General features: G+C 29.2%; 15 protein-coding genes. All 15 read right to left on the reverse strand.

What is annotated here, in order from left to right:
• Positions 1-158: 158 nt before the first annotated feature.
• On the reverse strand, positions 159-1,622 hold the full coding sequence (locus WAO56_RS02455; protein ID WP_422144986.1) for an LTA synthase family protein: 1,464 nt from the start codon (positions 1,620-1,622) through the stop codon (positions 159-161).
• A 62-nt stretch (positions 1,623-1,684) separates the two neighbouring features.
• Positions 1,685-3,205, reverse strand: coding sequence for an LTA synthase family protein (locus WAO56_RS02460; protein WP_422144987.1), 1,521 nt, complete (start codon positions 3,203-3,205; stop codon positions 1,685-1,687).
• Positions 3,206-3,458: 253 nt separating this feature from the next.
• Complete coding sequence (locus WAO56_RS02465) at positions 3,459-4,283, reverse strand: protein-ADP-ribose hydrolase (RefSeq protein ID WP_422144988.1); 825 nt, start codon at positions 4,281-4,283, stop codon at positions 3,459-3,461.
• Positions 4,284-4,582: 299 nt separating this feature from the next.
• Entirely contained in the window at positions 4,583-5,470 is an 888-nt protein-coding gene (gene rbsK, locus WAO56_RS02470; protein ID WP_422144989.1) for a ribokinase, read from the reverse strand.
• The gene (locus WAO56_RS02475) at positions 5,467-6,459 is read right to left on the reverse strand and encodes a LacI family DNA-binding transcriptional regulator (protein WP_422144990.1); all 993 of its coding nucleotides are present in this window, start codon (positions 6,457-6,459) and stop codon (positions 5,467-5,469) included. The genes rbsK and WAO56_RS02475 overlap by 4 nt, the downstream gene beginning before the upstream one ends.
• A gap of 211 nt (positions 6,460-6,670) precedes the next feature.
• Complete coding sequence (locus WAO56_RS02480) at positions 6,671-7,633, reverse strand: ABC transporter permease (protein WP_422144991.1); 963 nt, start codon at positions 7,631-7,633, stop codon at positions 6,671-6,673.
• Positions 7,634-9,148: a sugar ABC transporter ATP-binding protein gene (locus tag WAO56_RS02485; protein WP_422144992.1), complete on the reverse strand. Its 1,515-nt coding sequence runs from the start codon at positions 9,146-9,148 to the stop codon at positions 7,634-7,636.
• Positions 9,149-9,203: 55 nt separating this feature from the next.
• Positions 9,204-10,166: a substrate-binding domain-containing protein gene (locus WAO56_RS02490; protein ID WP_422144993.1), complete on the reverse strand. Its 963-nt coding sequence runs from the start codon at positions 10,164-10,166 to the stop codon at positions 9,204-9,206.
• 36 nt (positions 10,167-10,202) lie between these two features.
• The gene (pfkB, locus tag WAO56_RS02495; protein ID WP_422144994.1) at positions 10,203-11,141 is read right to left on the reverse strand and encodes a 1-phosphofructokinase; all 939 of its coding nucleotides are present in this window, start codon (positions 11,139-11,141) and stop codon (positions 10,203-10,205) included.
• A 13-nt stretch (positions 11,142-11,154) separates the two neighbouring features.
• Positions 11,155-11,799 (reverse strand): dihydroxyacetone kinase subunit DhaL, encoded by a 645-nt coding sequence (gene dhaL, locus WAO56_RS02500; protein WP_422144995.1) that lies wholly within the window; start codon positions 11,797-11,799, stop codon positions 11,155-11,157.
• Positions 11,790-12,809: a dihydroxyacetone kinase subunit DhaK gene (locus WAO56_RS02505; RefSeq protein WP_422144996.1), complete on the reverse strand. Its 1,020-nt coding sequence runs from the start codon at positions 12,807-12,809 to the stop codon at positions 11,790-11,792. Before WAO56_RS02505 ends, dhaL begins: the two co-directional genes overlap by 10 nt.
• A gap of 15 nt (positions 12,810-12,824) precedes the next feature.
• Positions 12,825-13,592 carry a DeoR/GlpR family DNA-binding transcription regulator gene (locus WAO56_RS02510; protein WP_422144997.1) on the reverse strand — a complete coding sequence of 256 codons (768 nt, stop codon included), beginning with the start codon at positions 13,590-13,592 and terminating at the stop codon, positions 12,825-12,827.
• A 201-nt stretch (positions 13,593-13,793) separates the two neighbouring features.
• A complete protein-coding gene (locus tag WAO56_RS02515) occupies positions 13,794-14,438 on the reverse strand; it encodes an L-fuculose-phosphate aldolase (RefSeq protein WP_422144998.1) in 645 nt (214 codons plus the stop codon).
• A 240-nt stretch (positions 14,439-14,678) separates the two neighbouring features.
• The gene (locus WAO56_RS02520) at positions 14,679-16,460 is read right to left on the reverse strand and encodes an L-fucose isomerase (RefSeq protein WP_422144999.1); all 1,782 of its coding nucleotides are present in this window, start codon (positions 16,458-16,460) and stop codon (positions 14,679-14,681) included.
• A 29-nt stretch (positions 16,461-16,489) separates the two neighbouring features.
• The gene (locus tag WAO56_RS02525; RefSeq protein WP_422145000.1) at positions 16,490-17,920 is read right to left on the reverse strand and encodes a rhamnulokinase; all 1,431 of its coding nucleotides are present in this window, start codon (positions 17,918-17,920) and stop codon (positions 16,490-16,492) included.
• Positions 17,921-17,933 lie beyond the last annotated feature (13 nt).

Consider the following 17,933-nt stretch of genomic DNA (forward strand, 5'->3'; position numbering starts at 1 on the left):
TAAGGATTATGTTATGTTTTCATAAGTTTAAGTTTAAAGGTTTTGAAAATGAAATAGCGGCTCAAGCTTCTTAGCTTGAACCGCAAATATTATTATTTTCTTAATCAACACTATTTGACAAAGAGCCAAAAGTTCTAAGGATTTTTTTCATCTATTATTCAATACTCTTCCTCAAGTATTTCTCTATTATAAAAAGTAGAATTTTTCTTTAATTCTTCATTTAAATATTCACCTTCATATTTTTCTAAAAGGGTTTTTTCTTTTGAAAATAAGTTAACTCCTAAGCCTAACTTATTTCCTTCAATATTTACACCAATACTTGCAAGTATTGTTGGATACATATCAAAAGTTGTGAATTCTCTATTTTTATTATTTCTAGCCTTAGCTTTACTATTTATAAAAGCATTATAGACTGTTCTGTCGTAATTTTCTACCATATTATCTTCATATAATTTATCTTGCATACCAAGGTGGTCACCTATAATTACAATAGTAGTATCTTTATAAAAATCTTGTCTTTTTACCCATTCTACAAATTCTCCAATTTGTTTTGAAGAATGAGCATATACATTTTCATACTGATTGTCATATATTTCTTCTGCACTATCTTCTAAATATCCATCGGTAAAATGAGTATTTACAGTTTCAATTATTAAATTAAAAGGTTTATCTTCCGAAGCTAATTTTTTAACTTCCTCTTTTGACCACTTAAATAACTTGCTATCCTCATAGCCCCACCATACCTTATCTTCTTCTCTCATATAGCCGTTAGCAACAGCATAGTCATAATCAAAGATCTTGTAATTTCCATGATTTTTATAATATTGTTTTTTTCCACCAAACTCTGCAGTAGAACCCATTATAATCTCTAGATTATAACCTTCCCTTTCAAGAATATCCCCTAATGAATAAGCACCATTTAAAAAGTTTTCAGACTTATACTCATTGTTAGCGTACCCCTTTATTGGAACTCCTGCTGTTGAACCTGTCATACCAGCAATTGTCCATGTAGTTCCTTCTACTTGATGAAAGCCACCTATTTTATCTGAATTTGAAAAATTCAAATTATTAACTGCAATATCCTCTAATTCAGGCATAAGACTATATTCCCAGCCACCACCAATATTTTTGTTAAGTAGGGAATTTTCCAAAGATTCAGAATATATTATAATTAAATTCTGTTTTTCTTCTGGAAAAATTATCTTAACTTCTTTAGGATCTACATAATTCTCTTCAATTATTGATGATTCTTGAAACACTGCCTTTACATAATCATTTCCACCAAGTAAAGAATAGGATAGAACAAAAGAAACCATTAATAAAAATACTGAATATTTCAAGTTAATTCTATATAGTTTTTTAGTTGATAATCTATTTCGCTTTTTTAATATAAATATAGGTAAACTAAGAACTGCTACTAATAATACAAATGGAATTATACAAGCTATAATACCTGTAAAAATAACAGTTGGAGAAGTCCCCTTTAAGCCATTACCAATATGAAAAAAAATATTTCTAAGTCCCTGTTCTTTAAAATTTAATGAAATATATAGAGTTGCAATAATAATTACAGCTGCTATGATCAATAAGATTTTACTTATTATATTTTTTGATTTTTTCATAGCTCCTCCATAATTTTAGTAAAAAATAATGTATTTAGATACTAAATACATTATTTTTATTTCTATTTTCTTAAAGTTACTCCATCTTTAGCATCTTCACCTAGTATATGGTCATTATAGAATGTAGAGTTTTTCATAAGTTCTTCATTGAAATAATCATAACCATATTTTTCAACTAAAGTATCTTTACCAGAGTACATATTAATTCCTAAGCCTAATTGTTCTCCTTCAATTTCTACACCTAAACTTGCAAGAATTGTTGGATACATATCAAAAGTTGTAAAACTTCTATTTTTATTGTTTTTAGCTTCAATTCTAGGATTTATTATTGCATTGTAAACTGTTCTATCATAATTACTGTCAAGATTATCACTATAGAATTTATCCTGCATTCCTAAATGGTCTCCCATAATTACAATAGTAGTATTTTCATAAAAATCTTGTTGTTTAACCCATTCAACAAATTCATTTATCTGTTGGGAAGATTGAGCATGAACATTTTCATATTGTGTATCAAATTTTTCTTCTCCACCTTCTTCTAACCATCCATCAGTATAATGAGTATTTACCGTTTCTATTACAAGGTTAAATGGTTTGTCTTCTGAAGCTAATTTAGTAGCTTCTTCCTTAGACCATTCAAATAACTTACTATCTTCATAGCCCCACCATACCTTGTCTTCTTCTCTCATATAACCATTATCTACAGCATGATGAAAGTCAAAGATATCATAATTACCATGATTTTTAAAGAATTGTTCCTTTCCACCAAACTCAGCTTTGGAACCCATCATAACCTTTAAATTATAACCTTCATCTCTTAATACATCCCCTAGACTATATGCTCCATCTAAGAAATTTTCAGACTTATATTCATTATTAACAAATCCCTTTAGAGGTATTCCTGATGTTGAAGCTGTTATTCCTGCAATACTCCAAGTAGTTCCTTCTACTTGATGGAAACCACCAATTTTATCTGTATTTGAAAAATTTGTATTTTCCAAAGCTATCTCTTCTAATTCTGGCATAATAGAATAATTCCATCCGCCACCTATATTTTTATTTAATACAGAATTTTCAATGGATTCTGCATAAATTAATATTAAATTTTGTTTTTTCTCTGGAAAATTCATTGTAACATTTCTAGGGTCTACATAATTTTCTTCAATTATTGGTGATTCTTGAAATACTGCCTTTACATAATCATCACCACCAAGTAAATTATAAAACATTGTTGAAGCTATACACATAACTCCTATAGAATAAACCATTTTTATTCTACCAGCTCTTTTTGCTGGATAATTTTTCTTCCTTTTAAGTAAGAACATTGGTAATAGAAGTACTGCTAGCATAATAGTAAATGGTATAATACATGCTCCAAGAATTGAAAATACAACATCTGGTGATGTACCACCTATACCACTTTTCAAATGATATACTATATCTTTTATACCTTTATTTCTAAAAGTAAAAGACATATATAGTGCCGTCATAATTAAAATTGTAGAAACAATAATTATAATCGTACTTAATACACTACTAAATACTCTTGAATTTTTTTTGTTTTCTTTTATTTTCTTTTTCATTTAACACTCCAAAATAATCTCATATACAATTTTTCTTAACAAAAATACATTATCTAATATTATTAGTATAAAATCAATATTTTAGTTATTCTTTTTTATATTCCTTCTATAATACATATAACCTAAAAGTATATATACAGAAATTAATAGTATATATACAATTATTTTAAAGTTAGACAAATCTCCAAAATTTAATAATAAAGTACTAAATGTTTTAATTATTACTATAAATAAAACCAAATAAAAAATTATATTAACTACTAAATTCTTTTTCATCTATACCAGCCTTAATAGTTTTTTTGTAAATTTGTAAATCCTCTTCACTATATAAATTAAACACTACCTTCTTTATATACTTTGAAGACAATAGAAAATTATCTACAGTGCTAATTGCAATTTTAGCTGCTAATTCTTTAGGAAAATTAAATACTCCTGTAGAAATAGAACAAAACACAATAGACTCTAACTTGTTTTCCTCTGCTAGTTTTAAAGATTCATAATAAGAAGACTTTAATAAGCTTATGTCCTCATCTTTCACACTATTATATATAATAGGACCTACTGTATGAATTACATATTTACTTGGTAGATTATATCCTTTAGTTATTTTTGCTTTTCCAGTAAGTTCATCATGTCCTTGTTTTTCCATTATCTCATGACATTCGTTTCTTAGCTGAACTCCTGCAAATGTATGTATAGCATTATCTATACAGTAATGTAAAGGTAATCTACATCCTAGCATTTTTTTATTGGCTGCATTTACAATAGCATCAGCCTTTATAGTTACAATATCACCTTTCCATAAATATATAGAATCACAATTTTTAACAGAACATACACCTTCGGAACCTACAGGCTTTAAATCATTTACATCTGTTATGCCCATAGCTTGAATTTCATCTTTTAAAAATTCATCTTGAATTTCCAAAAACTTCTCTGAAATTTCACCAGGCTCTCTAACATTCATCAGGGCTCTTAATAATTTTTTAGGATTATTTCCATAATCCAATATATTATCTTTATTAAAGTTTGGATTTTCTTTTAACAAAGTATCTATCATAAATTCTAATTTATCCATATCTCACCTATTAATATAGATATACTAATATTTTAACATTAATTCTTAATATTAATCTTACAATATTATTACAAATCTATTAAATCCTTTATATTTTATCATATTATCTATTCTTTTTCTTAAATTTACCTAGTTTATGTAAATTTTCTATTACAAAAACTTAATATAGTTTTAATTTTCACCTACTTATTTAATATTATATTAAATAAGTCTTAAATTAATCTTATATTTTTTTCATAAAAAAACCTACTACTAATATTTAGTAGTAGGTTTTGATAGGTTCTTTTAATATGTTAGTCTTATTTTTCAACAAATTTCAAAACCTCATCCATAACAGGCATTCCCGTTTGAGCACCAAATTTTTCTGTTGATAAACTAGCAGCTATATTTGCAAAACTCAAAGCCTCTTCCATATTATAACCTTGAGAAATTCTTACAGCGAAAGCTCCATTGAAAGTATCTCCTGCACCTGTTGTATCTACAACTTTTGTTTTTCTAGCCGGAAGATTTATAATTTCTAACTTTTCATTAGCAAACACTGCTCCCCTACTTCCCAAAGTTATTATTAATTTATTTGGATAAAGCCTTAACATTTCATCTATAGAAGTTTTTTCTCCAAATATTAACTTAGCTTCGTGTTCATTTGGAGTTAAATATGTAACCTTGTCTAAGATTTCTTTTTCTACTTTAAAAGCAGGAGCAGGATTTAATAAAACAGCTATATTATTGTCGTAACATAAATCTATAACATATTTTATAGTTTCCATTGGTATTTCATTTTGTAAAACAACTAAATCACTTTTTAACAGTTCTAATTCTTTTTCTTTAACATATTTCTTACTAACATAATTATTAGCTCCTGGTATTACAACTATTGTATTATCATTTTCTCCAATGGTAATAATTGCCATTCCTGAATTTTCATTTTCTATTATCTTTATATTATCGATATTTATGTTTTCATTTTTCAAATTTTCCAATAATATTTTCCCATATGCATCATCGCCTACGCACCCGTAAAAATCTACATCTGCACCTAGTCTGGCCATACTAACTGCTTGGTTTGCACCTTTTCCACCAGGAATATATTTAATATCACTACCCTTTACAGTCTCACCTTTTAATGGAATTCGTTCTGCTACAATATCCATATCAATATTTATACTACCTACTACTGAAATCTTCATACACCCTCCTTAAAAAAAGTTGTTTGTCTTTGAATCAATTTCACATCAAAAATATAACTTTCTCCTGTTGTCTTATTCTTTTTAAAATCAATTATACTATTTACAGCCTTTCTTCCCATTTTTTCCATAGGCTGTTCAATGGTTGTTATTTCAGGAGTGAAGACACTTGCAAAGCTTATATTATCAAACCCTACTATCATCACTTTCTCCGGAACATCGATGCCTTTATGAGCTAATACTTTGTACACTGCAATTGCTACAATATCGTTTGAAGCAACAATTCCATCAACTTCAGGATATTTCTTCAAAAGTTTTTCTGTTGACCTAATACCTGAATCATAATCATAATCGCAATCAATAGTCATTATATCCAAACTCATCTTTTGACAGACATCTATATATCCCTTATATCTAAGTCTTGCACTTGAAAACTCCATAGGTCCCTTCATATTTACAATATTTTTACACCCACATTCTACTAAATGTTCCGTTGCAAGTTTTGCTCCTTTATAATGATCACAGGCTAGCTGGGTTAAATTATTACTATAATCTAAACTCCTATCAATTATTACAACAGGTATAGGAATATTTTTTAATTCATTCTTAATATTTTCACAACTAGTTAGTAAAATTATTCCATCTGCATTCATACTAATTAACATATCCAAATTTTCTTTTTCCTTTTTTGGATTATTATCTGAATAGGAAATAAGTATCTTGTAATTTTGTTTATAGGCCTCATCTTCAATATATTTTATAATTTCCGTAAAAAACGGATTATTTGTGTTTGGTAAAATTAAACCTATAATACTTGATGACTTTTTAAATAGGGATCTCGCTACTTGATTCGGTTTGAAATCGGTTTCTTCAATTACCTTCAAAACCCTTTTTTTCTTTTCTTCATCAACTTTCGCTGTACCATTAATTACTCTTGATACTGTTGACGGTGAAACCCCTGCTAATTTAGCAACTTCTCTTATACTAATCATTTATTTCATTCCTTTTGAAACCCGTTTCTTAACTCTATAATACTTTATTAAAATTTCTTTGTCAACATAAAAAAACTTTTTCTATATAATATTTATAGTTTACTATAATAGAAAAAGTTTTTATTGGCTAATTATATTTAATATTAAAATTATTAATTTTGTTTCATATGCTAAAATCAGTTCTAGAATATTTATAAATGAAAAAACATTTCTATTGTTTTTTATTTTGATCTATTACAACTGCTATTAGAATTATTACTCCCATAGATATTGTTTGCCAATATGAAGATACCCCTAAAAGACTTAAGGCATTATTGATTATTCCTATAACAAATAATCCGAATATAGTTTGTACTATACCGCCTCTTCCACCTGACATACTAGTTCCGCCCATTGCTACTGCTGCTATTGCATTTAATTCATAACCACTTGCTGCTGTAGCTTGACCATTTTGAAGCTTTGATGCCAGTACTACTCCTGCCAAAGCTGCTAAAATACCACATATAATATATACTTTAAACCTAATTTTATCTGCGTTAATTCCATTTAATTTAGCAACCTCTTTATTGCTTCCTACTGCATATACATATCTTCCGAAGCTAGTTTTAGAAAGAACTATATATGCTATTAACAATACTATTCCCATTAAAATTATAGTAACCGGAATTGGACCTATTGATCTTAATCCAACCCAACCAAATGACGCCGGTAAGCCAAAAATTGGTTTAGCATCTGTTAAAACATAGCCTAATCCCCTTGCAACATTCATCATTGCTAAAGTAGCTATAAAAGGAGGAACCTTCAATTTCGAAATGAATAATCCATTACAAAATCCTGTAATTCCTCCTACTACAATAGAGGTTAATATTATAACTAGTATACTTACTACTATATTTGCATTTGGGAATAACTTTATAGTTGCAGCTGCAACTATTCCTGCTAAAGATGCAACAGAACCAACTGACAAATCAATTCCATCTGAAATAATTACAAATGTCATCCCTGTTGCAATTAAGGCATTAATAGAAATTTGAATTAAAACATTCAAAAGATTTCCCGGAGTTGCAAATCTTGGAACAAATATCATCGATAATACAAAAATTACTATTAAGAAAATCAACATAGTATTTTCTGTTGCTGAGTTCTTCCATTTATGTTTTATATTTCCTGTCAATTAAACCACCTCTTTATTACTAATATTAAGACTAGCTAACTTCATTAAATCATTTTCTTCTACACCCTCACCATCGACTATTCCAGATATTTCTCCTTCTCTCATAACGACAATTCTATCTGAAATACCAATAATTTCAGGCAAATCAGATGAAACTAATATTATACTTCCACCCGATTCAACAAATTTCTTCATTAAAAGATAAATTTCAGATTTAGCATTCACATCTATCCCTCGAGTTGGTTCATCCATTATTAAGATTTCTGATTCAGCTATTAACCATCTAGCGATTATTATCTTCTGTTGATTTCCTCCAGATAAATTCTTTACGATAGAATTTTCTGATGGGGTTTTTGTTTTTAATAATTCAATATATTCTTTTGTTATATTTTTTTCCCATTTAAAATCAATAAAATTATATTTTGAAGTCTTTTGAACACTAGGTAAAGTTGAATTAACTATTACATTTTTTTCCAACAGCAATCCTTCATCTCTTCTATTCTCTGGAATTAATCCAATACCTGCATTAATGGCATCTCTAGGAGTTTTAAATTTAACCGATTTATTAAACAGTTTTATTTCTCCAGAATAGTATTTATCAGCACCAAATATAGCCCTCATCAACTCTGTCCTACCTGCACCAATTAATCCGGCAAAACCAAGTATTTCACCTTTGTGCAACTGAAAAGAAATATTTTTAAACCTATCACTATTTAAATTTTTAACTTCTAAAACTACTTCATCACTGTTTATAGAATTTCCTTTATGTTGGAACTTAGTCACATTTCTCCCTACCATTAATGAAATCATCTCTGATTCACTCAAATCAGCTATGTTAGCTGTTTTAACCTCTTCTCCATCTCTAAGAATAGTAACAGTATCCCCTATTTCAATAATCTCTTTTAATCTATGTGTAATGTATATAATTGCAACATTTTCTTTCTTTAGTTTCTCTATTACTTTAAATAGAGATTCTACTTCTTTATTGGATAGAGAAGATGTTGGCTCGTCCATAATTACCATAGAACTATTCTTAGATATGGCCCTTGCAATTTCTACCATCTGTCTATCACCATTGTTCAACTTACGTATATATTCTCTTGGATTGATATCTACTCCTATTGAGTTTAAAATCTCTTGAGCATCACGATTTATCTTGTTTTTGTCAATAATTCCAAATTTATCCATTTTAGGTTCTCTTCCCAAGAATATATTTTCAGCTACTGTTAAATCCGGTACTACACTTAATTCCTGATGAATTACACTGATTCCAGCCTCAATAGATTCACTAATATCATTAAAATTTTTTTCTTCACCATCTATTATCAATTTTCCAGATTCAGCTTTATATACTCCTGAAATAACCTTTATTATTGTAGATTTACCTGCACCATTTTCACCAAGTAAAACATGCACTTTACCCGGAAAAAAATCAATTGATACATCAGTTAAAGCCTTTACTCCCGGAAATGATTTATTTATTTTTATTAAACTAACATATGGTTTTGTTTCCATAAAAAAACCTCCATTATTATAAAGTAGGATGATAAAAATCATCCTACTTTATAAATTAACCTTCTGCATTTGAAGAATCAATTATATAAGGAGCTATTGGAATCAACTTATCAACTTCTTCTCCTGCTAAATGACTTTTTACTGCTTCTAATGTAGAAAATCCTATTTCTTCTGGATTTTGAGCAACATCCGCAACCCATTTACCTCCACTTAATATAGCTTCTACTCCTTCAGGATTTCCATCAAATCCAACTATTTTTACATCTTTTCCTGATGAGTCTATAGATGACATAGCACCAACTGCTGCCGGATCTCCAACACAGAAAACAGCATTTAAATTCTCATGTTTTAATAACATATTTTGCATTACATCAGCTGCCTTACCTTGATCTCCTGAATAGTTTTGTATATCTACTACTTTAACATTAGGAGCATTTTTTTCTATCCACTCTGTAAAACCGTTTTCTCTCTCTACAGTACTTTCAATTTCAGAATATGTAATTACTGCAACTTCTCCTTTTTCATCTTCTAGTACATTCTTAACTATATATTCCGCTGCAAGTTCTCCACCTTTGTAATTATCTGTAGCCACATGAGCTATAACCTCACCATCTGAAGCAACATCCATAGTAAAGACAGGAATATCTTCAGCATCAGCTAATTCAACCATAGACTTACTACCTGCTGAATTAGTAGGAGATATAATTATTGCATCAACTTTTTGAGTAATGAAATCTTGGACTTGACCTAATTGTTTATTAGCATCTCCCGCCGCATCTTGAATTATTAATTCATAACCCAATTCTTTTGCTTTTTCTTGTAAAGCTTTCTCAATATTATTGTAGAATACATGTGCATTATTTAATAAACTAACTCCTACAACAATCTGCTTATCATTATTACTTTTATCACTTACTGCACCTGTTTCCTCTGTTTTATTAGTTCCACCACTACATCCTACAAGTAATACGCTTACTAACATCAACGAAATAACCTTAATAAAAAATTTTCTTTTCATTTTTTCCTCCTTAATTATTTATAGTTAATTGAATAATCAATTTACTTCTATTTCATTAATTGCTACTCTATTATAAATATCATCAAAGTCATCAAATTTACCCAGCTGAGTTCCCTCATATAATAAAGAAGATGTAGCTAAAGTTACGCCATATTTTAAAACTTCTTTATTAGTCAAACCTTTATTAATAGCCATGGCCATTCCAGCCACTAAGGAATCCCCAGCTCCTTGTATACCTTTAATTATTACATCAACAGGCTTTGCATAATAAGCTTCGTCTTTTGAAACTAATAAAGCTCCCTTACTCCCTAAGGATAAGCAAACTAAATTAACACCATCTTTAACAATTTCCCTACATGCTAGAACAAAATCTTCTAAGGATTCTGCTTTAGAATTTGAAATCGTTTTAAATTCTTCAAGATTTGGTTTTATTAAAAACGGTCTCGCCTTTATTCCTTCTTTTAGCAAATCTCCTGAAGAATCCAATAATACTTTTATTTTTTTTTCATTTGCTACATCTATAATATTCTTATAAAAATATTTATCAATTCCCTTTGGAGCACTACCACTTATAACCAATATTTTTGTCTTGTCTAAATTTTTATCTAGTTTTTTAAAAAATTCTTTCTTATATGTTTCAGATACAAAAGCTCCCTGCTCATTATATTCTGTCATAATCTTTGTCTCTATATCGAATATTTTTGTATTTGTTCTTAAATAACCATTTACATCTACTAAATCATGATTTATTTCCCTATCATATAAAAATTTCTCTAGATAATCTCCATCCTCTATAAAATTAAAACCTAATACTGTAGAATTAATTCCGTAATTTTTTAAAATAACACTTACATTTATACCCTTTCCTGAAATATCCTGTCTACTTGATATTACTTTATTAGTATTACCAAATTTGAAATCTTTTATACTTATGGTTTTATCTATACAGGGATTTATAGTAATAGTTGTAATCAATAAATTCCCCCTCCTATAAATTATTGTCAGCCCAATCTGACATTTCCTGGAAGATTAGCCAAATAGATGTGGCACCTGCATCTTGTAATCCAATAGATTTTTCTCCATAAGATTTAGCTCTTCCAAATTTAGCCTGAATGGTTTTAGTATATTCCATTCCTTCTTTAGATTTTCCAGCCGCTTCTTTAAGTGATTCCTTCATATCTTTACCTTTAATAGCACTATCCTCCAATGCTTTAACTGCTGGTTCAAAAGCGTCTACCATGGTTTTATCGCCAACCTCGGCTTTACCTCTATTCTTTAATACCTTTAAGGATTTCGTAAAAATTTCTGACAAATCAAACACAGTAAGTTTTTCAGAAGGATTTCTATTTAATATTCCACTAATAAAAACCGTACCAAATAATACTCCTGATGCTCCACCCATCGTATCTAACATTGTTGTTCCTATTGTTTTAAATACATCCTCTGCATAATCAGGCTTTAGTATTTCCAACTGTTCTTTCACATTTTTAAACCCTAGTGCCATTCCTGTACCATGATCTCCATCTCCAATTTTTAAATCTATCTCCGTTAAAAAATCTTCACTAGATATTATTTTTTCGGACACCGCTATGAACATGTTTTTTAATTCTTCCTTGTTTATATCTACTCGCATAACAAATCTCCTATTTTAAGTTTTTTGTATAATGGAGAATAAGCAGGTTTATCATAATATTTCTTTAATTCCTCATCTAGTTGTATTATTGATAAAGAAAGCCCTCCCGTTCCCTGTGGACAAAATAATTGATCTATAAAAATATCATGAATCTTAATATTTTTTTCTAAAAAACTATTATAAATATCATTTCCAATTATACAGAGTTCTAAAATACTTGTATTTCCAAATCCATTTATCATAATTCCTATTTCTTCATCAGAAGATATTTTTGCATCTTCAATAAGCGTATGTACTAAATTATTAGCAACTTGATGTGCGTTTAAGAACTTTTCCTTCTTAATTCCTGGCTCCCCATTAAAACCCATTCCATACTCTATAAAACCTTCTTCCATTTCAAACATCGGTCTCCCCGAACTAGGAAAGTATCCTGGAGATGTTGTTACGCTTAAAGTGTAGGTATTATTGTTAGCCTTGTTAGTAATTCTATAAATTTCTTCTAAAGATAGTCCTTCATAGCTAGCAGAACCTGCAATTTTCAAGACTAATGCAATACCTGCTACACCTCTTCTTTCAGATTTTTTCTCTAGTTTTTCAGAGCTAATATCATCTGCCACAAATATACATTCACTCTCTATACCTTCTAACTCTATTAAATCCTTGACTAATCCAAAATTCAAAACATCTCCCATATGATTAGTTGCTAAAAATAAAACCCCTCTGTCATTGTATAAATTTTTAGCAGTGTTTATTATACTTTTCGCAGGTGGAGCTGTAAATACATTACCTAAAACAGCTCCGGTAGCCAATCCATGTCCAACATAACCGATCAACCATGGCTCCAATCCCGAACCTCCTCCTATAATTATTGGAACTGTATTCGGTTTATGTTTCTTATATGTAAAAGCCATAGTTTCTGGTACTTTTTCAAATAGTTCATCATATATTTTTAAATATCCTTCAAGCATTTCAGAAATCATATTGTCGGGTTCATTAATAATTTTTATCATATTCATCTCCATTTATTAAGTTAAAATATATTTGATTCCCATTTCTTTCAATCCATTTATATATTTATTTTTTAATTTGTTATCTGTAATTATTAAGTCTATATCTTCAATTGAACAAATTCTACTCATACTTTTCAGACCAAACTTAGTTGAATCGCATAATAAAATACTTTTTTGAGAAGATTGTATCATTTTTTTCTTTATTTGAGCCTCATATAGATTTGGAGTAGATATCCCAAATTTAAGATCAATACTATTTATTCCTAAAAATAATTTATCAAAATTAAAGTCATTAATTATATTTTCTGCAATTCCTCCTACACAAGACATTATTTTATGTCTTAAGACTCCTCCAATAAAAATAACTTCAATATCATAACTAGCTCTTAATTCATATGCAATATTTAGTGCATTAGTAATGATGGTTATATTTCTTTTAGTGCCATATTTTATTAACCTCACAAGTTCTAAAGTAGTAGAACCTGCATCTATAAATAGATTTTCATGGTCATTTATAAGTTCATATGCTTTTTTAGCAATCGATTTCTTCTCGGACACATTTAACTTTTCTTTATAATCTTCATCTCTCTCTATTACTGGATAATCAATGTTAACAGCCCCGCCTCTAGTTCTTTTTAACAAACCTTTACTATCCATTTCATTAAGTATTTTTCTAGAGGTAACTTCTGAAACATCAAACACCTTACTAAGTTGTTTCACTGTTACAGAATCGTTTTCTTCTAATAGCTGTAACACTAAATTTGTTCTTTCTAAATTAAGCATATTCTTTTCCTTTCATTTCTCTTTCATAATATATCATTTTATTTCAAATGTCAATATTTTTCTTTCGTTTTCTTTCGTTTCTCTTTCATAATATATTTGTTATATAATTATTTGCACATATAAAAAAGTACACCTAAAAATTAATCCTAATAACTTACTTTTAAGGTGCACTCCCTATTAAAACTTTTCTACTATTATAAATTATTTTCTTTGTCCATATGTTTTAAATTTTATAGCCATTCTATCCATTTCATCATCATCCAATATAATAGGTTCTCCTATAGACTTAGCTCTATAATATACCTCTGAACAATACTCTACTTCCTCCACAATATTAAATGCATTTAATAGGTCGGTACTTCCAGCAATCATTCCATGATTTGCAAGTAATGCTGCTTTTCTTCCTTTCATGGCTTCGTAGGAGTTTTTAGCTAACTCCGTAGAACCAAAAGTAGCATATTCGGCACATTTTACATCTTTACCGGCAACTGCAATCATATAATGAGTTGAAGGCAATGTCCATCTTAAACATGCTATAACCGTAGCAAAAGTCGTATGGGCATGAATTACCGCATCTATATCATCCCTATTGTCATAAAGAATTTTATGCATTTCCCATTCACTTGATGGAACCCTATTTCCTTCTACAATTTCACCAGCTTTATTCATTATAACTATATCTTCTGGTTTTATTTCAAAAAAATCAATTCCCGATGGAGTAATTGCCATTAATTCTTTTTCTCTATCATAGACACTTAAATTTCCACCAGTACCTTTAGTTAAATTTGTTTCAACTAGTTTCTTTCCATATTTTATTAGCTCATAACGAGCTTCTTCCATTAACATTTTAATCCTCCCATTTTATAAAGGACCTATTAGGTCCTTTATTTTATTCATATAACAATAGAGTTGTTTCTCTGGAATCCATCTTACTTTAATAATAACATATAGTATAAATATCAATATCTTTATTTTTCACAACTCTAACTCTTTCTACTTATAATTAACAGTCTTATATCTCATATAAATATATTCTTATTACACATTCTACTAATTTTTAGGAATATTTTTTAACATACTATCTCCTTATTTATACATTGGTCCATAATACTCACAAGCTCTAAAATCAGAAGCTTCTAAATCCTTAGTTCCAAATCCATTAAAAGAATGTGGTCTAAATATTTTTTCATCCGGAACATTATGCATAACTACAGGTATTCTTAACATACTAGCTAAAGTAATTAAATCAGCACCTACATGTCCATATACTGATGCACAATGATTTGCTCCCCATTTAGCCATTACATCATAAACCGTTTCAAAGCCTTTAACTCCTAATCTTGGTGCAAACCAAGTTGTTGGCCAAGTTTTATCTGTTCTTTCGTCTAATATTTTATGAATTTCTTCATCTATTACACAAGTATATCCTTCTGCTATTTGCAATGTTGGACCTACTCCATCAACAATATTTACTCTTATTATAGTAAGTGGCATTTCTGCACCGGTTTTAAAATGAGATGAAAAACCGCCACCTCTAAAATATTCATAATTTGCCCTATCCCAACTTGTAGCTTCCAAACAAGCTTTAATATCCTCTTCTGTCATATTCCAGAACTCTTTCATTACACCATTACCATTTTCATCCTTAGCTGCTCCTGTGCCATCTAATGCTGTTGCTCCGGAATTTATTAAATGTATTATTCCATCTTTAGCTTTTCCTTCTAGTTCTTTACCGGTAACTCTTTTTACCGCTTCAGGTGACCAGTAGGTTCTAACATCTGAAAATAAAGGTGCCTTATTTGTTATAAGAGTTCCTAATAACATAGATACTCCATTTAAAGTATCATTTTCAGTTGCAAATGCCATAGGTTTTCTTGCGCCATTCCAATCAAATGTAGATGCCATTATAGCTTCTGTAAAATCACCATTAGGTAACCAATCGGTCCATTGTCTTTGTCCTTGGAATCCACCTGCTATACCATTTCTTCCTAATGCCTCTTCATGCCATCCCAATTCATTTAATTTTGGATTTCCTTCAATAATATCTCGTACAATTATTGCATGTTTAGCAATAAATTCCCAATCTTTGTCAGGATCTACTACCTTGGATTTTTTTATAATATCAGGAAAATCTTTCCCTTTATTAATATCTTGTCCTTCTGTACAATTGGCTTTTATCCATGCATATGCTTTTTCATATTCTTCTTTATCATATATTTCAAGTTTCATTCTTCTTAATATTTCTGTCATGTCTACCCATTCAGTTCTCATTCCTAAATATTTTTGGAAGAATTCTGCATTTGCATCTGAACCTGCAATTCCCATACATATTGATCCTATATTAACGTATGCCTTATCTTTCATTTGTCCTACAGCAATTGCCGCTTTTGCAAATTTAAATATTTTTTCTTTTACATCTTCAGGTATTGTTGTATCGTCTAAATCCTGAACATGTTCTCCATATATTGAAAATGCCGGTAAACCCCTTTGAGCATAAGCTGCCATAACTGCTGCTAAATAAACTGCTCCCGGTCTTTCTGTACCATTAAAACCCCATACTGCTTTAATTGTATTATTGTCTAAATCCATTGTTTCAGTTCCGTAACACCAGCAAGGAGTTACTGTTAATGTTGCTACTACATTTTCTCTTGCAAATTTTTCTGCACATTTGCCAGCCTCTGCTCCACCACCAATAGTAGAATCTGAAATAACGCATTTTACAGCTGTTCCATCAGCGTATTTTATATTGTCCTCTATTAGTTTTTTTGCATTTTTAGCCATATTCATCGTTTGAATTTCAAGGCTTTCTCTTACTCCGCCCCATCTTCCATCAATTACCGGTCTTATTCCTATTTTTGGATATTTCATCTTTCCCTCCTGTTATTTAATTAATTACTTTACCTTATCCAGTCCTCACAATTTTTTGGTAGATATTCCTTTACCTTGTAAGTATTTTTTATAATTTCATCTATATTCATTTTTTCACTCTCAACTACTGCTAACTGTACTAATATATTACCTATTGCAGTAGCTTCGTAAGGTCCTGCTAAAACTTTTTTGTTTAATCCATCTGCTATCATTTGACATAGAAACTCAGCCTTGGCACCTCCACCAATAATATGAATCCCTTTAAACTTATATCCTATTATTTTTTCTATTTCATTTATTATTTCTTTATATTTAAATACTAAACTTTCATATATTACTCTAAAATATTTACGTTTATCATCTAATAATTCTTGTTTTGTAGTTAATAAATATTTTTCTATAGATTCAATTATAGATATTTCTTCATTTGTAAAATCTACATAGTCAGTATCGACATAAGCTTCAAACGGTTCAGTTTTTGTTACAAAATCGGTTATATATGAATAATCAAAATCGATTTTATAAATATCCTTTAATTCCTTTCTCAATCTTTCGATTAAATAAAGACCTGTTATATTTTTAAAGAACATGTTTTTTGAATCAAATCCAATTTCATTTGTTAATTCAGATTTAAATACATCCTTATTAATTATTGCCTCTTCTGTACAGCAACCTATTAAGGACCAAGTCCCACTGGACAAAAAAGCATATTCTTTGTCATTATAAGCTTTAGTTAAGTATACTGCACTAGCTGTATCATGTGATGCAACTGAAATTACATCTATATTTGTTTCTTTTAATCTTTCATCTATAGAGTTTTTTGTTTTTCCAATTATAGACTTGTTTTTTATAATTTTAGGAAGTATATCTTTATTTATAGAAAATTCTTTCAGCATCTCAAAATTCCAATTTTGTTCTTTTATATTTAACATTTGACTTGTAGATGCTATTGTCAATTCAGAACAAATTTCTGCTGTTAATATGTAATTTATTAAATCCGGTAAAAATAATATTTTATCTATGTCCTTGTATGTATTTGGATTTAATTTTCTATATGCTAATAATTGAAATAAAGAGTTAATACCCATTATTTGATTTCCTGTTTCTAAAAAGATTTCTTCTTTGGACATATATTTTTCTGCATATTCAATTCCTAAACTATTTTTTATATCTCTATAGGAAATAGGATTTTCTATGAGCCTACCTTCTTTATTAAGCAGTCCAAAGTCCACTCCCCATGTGTCAATTCCTAGACTGGAAATTTCTCCACTATGTTTTAAAATCATTTCAATTATATTGTTAATTATTTTATCCCATTGCCAACGTTTTCTTCCTTCATAATCTACTATTTCATGTGTGAATCTACCAATGGTTTCAATTTTTAATTTTTCATCTTGAATATATCCAATAACTCCTCTAATAGATGTTGCACCCATATCAATAGCAAGAACTTTTTTCATTACATCACCAACT

Origin of the sequence: Miniphocaeibacter sp., from assembly GCF_049276255.1 — a bacterium.
Taxonomy (GTDB): Bacteria; Bacillota; Clostridia; order Tissierellales; family Peptoniphilaceae; genus Miniphocaeibacter.

Excerpts from the sequence above, each read along its gene's own strand:
- WAO56_RS02455 (WP_422144986.1), bottom strand. The coding sequence starts at position 1,622 with ATGAAAAAATCAAAAAATATAATAAGTAAAATCTTATTGATCATAGCA.
- WAO56_RS02460 (WP_422144987.1), bottom strand. The coding sequence starts at position 3,205 with ATGAAAAAGAAAATAAAAGAAAACAAAAAAAATTCAAGAGTATTTAGT.
- WAO56_RS02465 (WP_422144988.1), bottom strand. The coding sequence starts at position 4,283 with ATGGATAAATTAGAATTTATGATAGATACTTTGTTAAAAGAAAATCCA.
- rbsK (WP_422144989.1), bottom strand. The coding sequence starts at position 5,470 with ATGAAGATTTCAGTAGTAGGTAGTATAAATATTGATATGGATATTGTA.
- WAO56_RS02475 (WP_422144990.1), bottom strand. The coding sequence starts at position 6,459 with ATGATTAGTATAAGAGAAGTTGCTAAATTAGCAGGGGTTTCACCGTCA.
- WAO56_RS02485 (WP_422144992.1), bottom strand. The coding sequence starts at position 9,148 with ATGGAAACAAAACCATATGTTAGTTTAATAAAAATAAATAAATCATTT.
- WAO56_RS02490 (WP_422144993.1), bottom strand. The coding sequence starts at position 10,166 with ATGAAAAGAAAATTTTTTATTAAGGTTATTTCGTTGATGTTAGTAAGC.
- dhaL (WP_422144995.1), bottom strand. The coding sequence starts at position 11,799 with ATGCGAGTAGATATAAACAAGGAAGAATTAAAAAACATGTTCATAGCG.
- WAO56_RS02505 (WP_422144996.1), bottom strand. The coding sequence starts at position 12,809 with ATGATAAAAATTATTAATGAACCCGACAATATGATTTCTGAAATGCTT.
- WAO56_RS02510 (WP_422144997.1), bottom strand. The coding sequence starts at position 13,592 with ATGCTTAATTTAGAAAGAACAAATTTAGTGTTACAGCTATTAGAAGAA.
- WAO56_RS02515 (WP_422144998.1), bottom strand. The coding sequence starts at position 14,438 with ATGTTAATGGAAGAAGCTCGTTATGAGCTAATAAAATATGGAAAGAAA.
- WAO56_RS02520 (WP_422144999.1), bottom strand. The coding sequence starts at position 16,460 with ATGAAATATCCAAAAATAGGAATAAGACCGGTAATTGATGGAAGATGG.
- WAO56_RS02525 (WP_422145000.1), bottom strand. The coding sequence starts at position 17,920 with ATGAAAAAAGTTCTTGCTATTGATATGGGTGCAACATCTATTAGAGGA.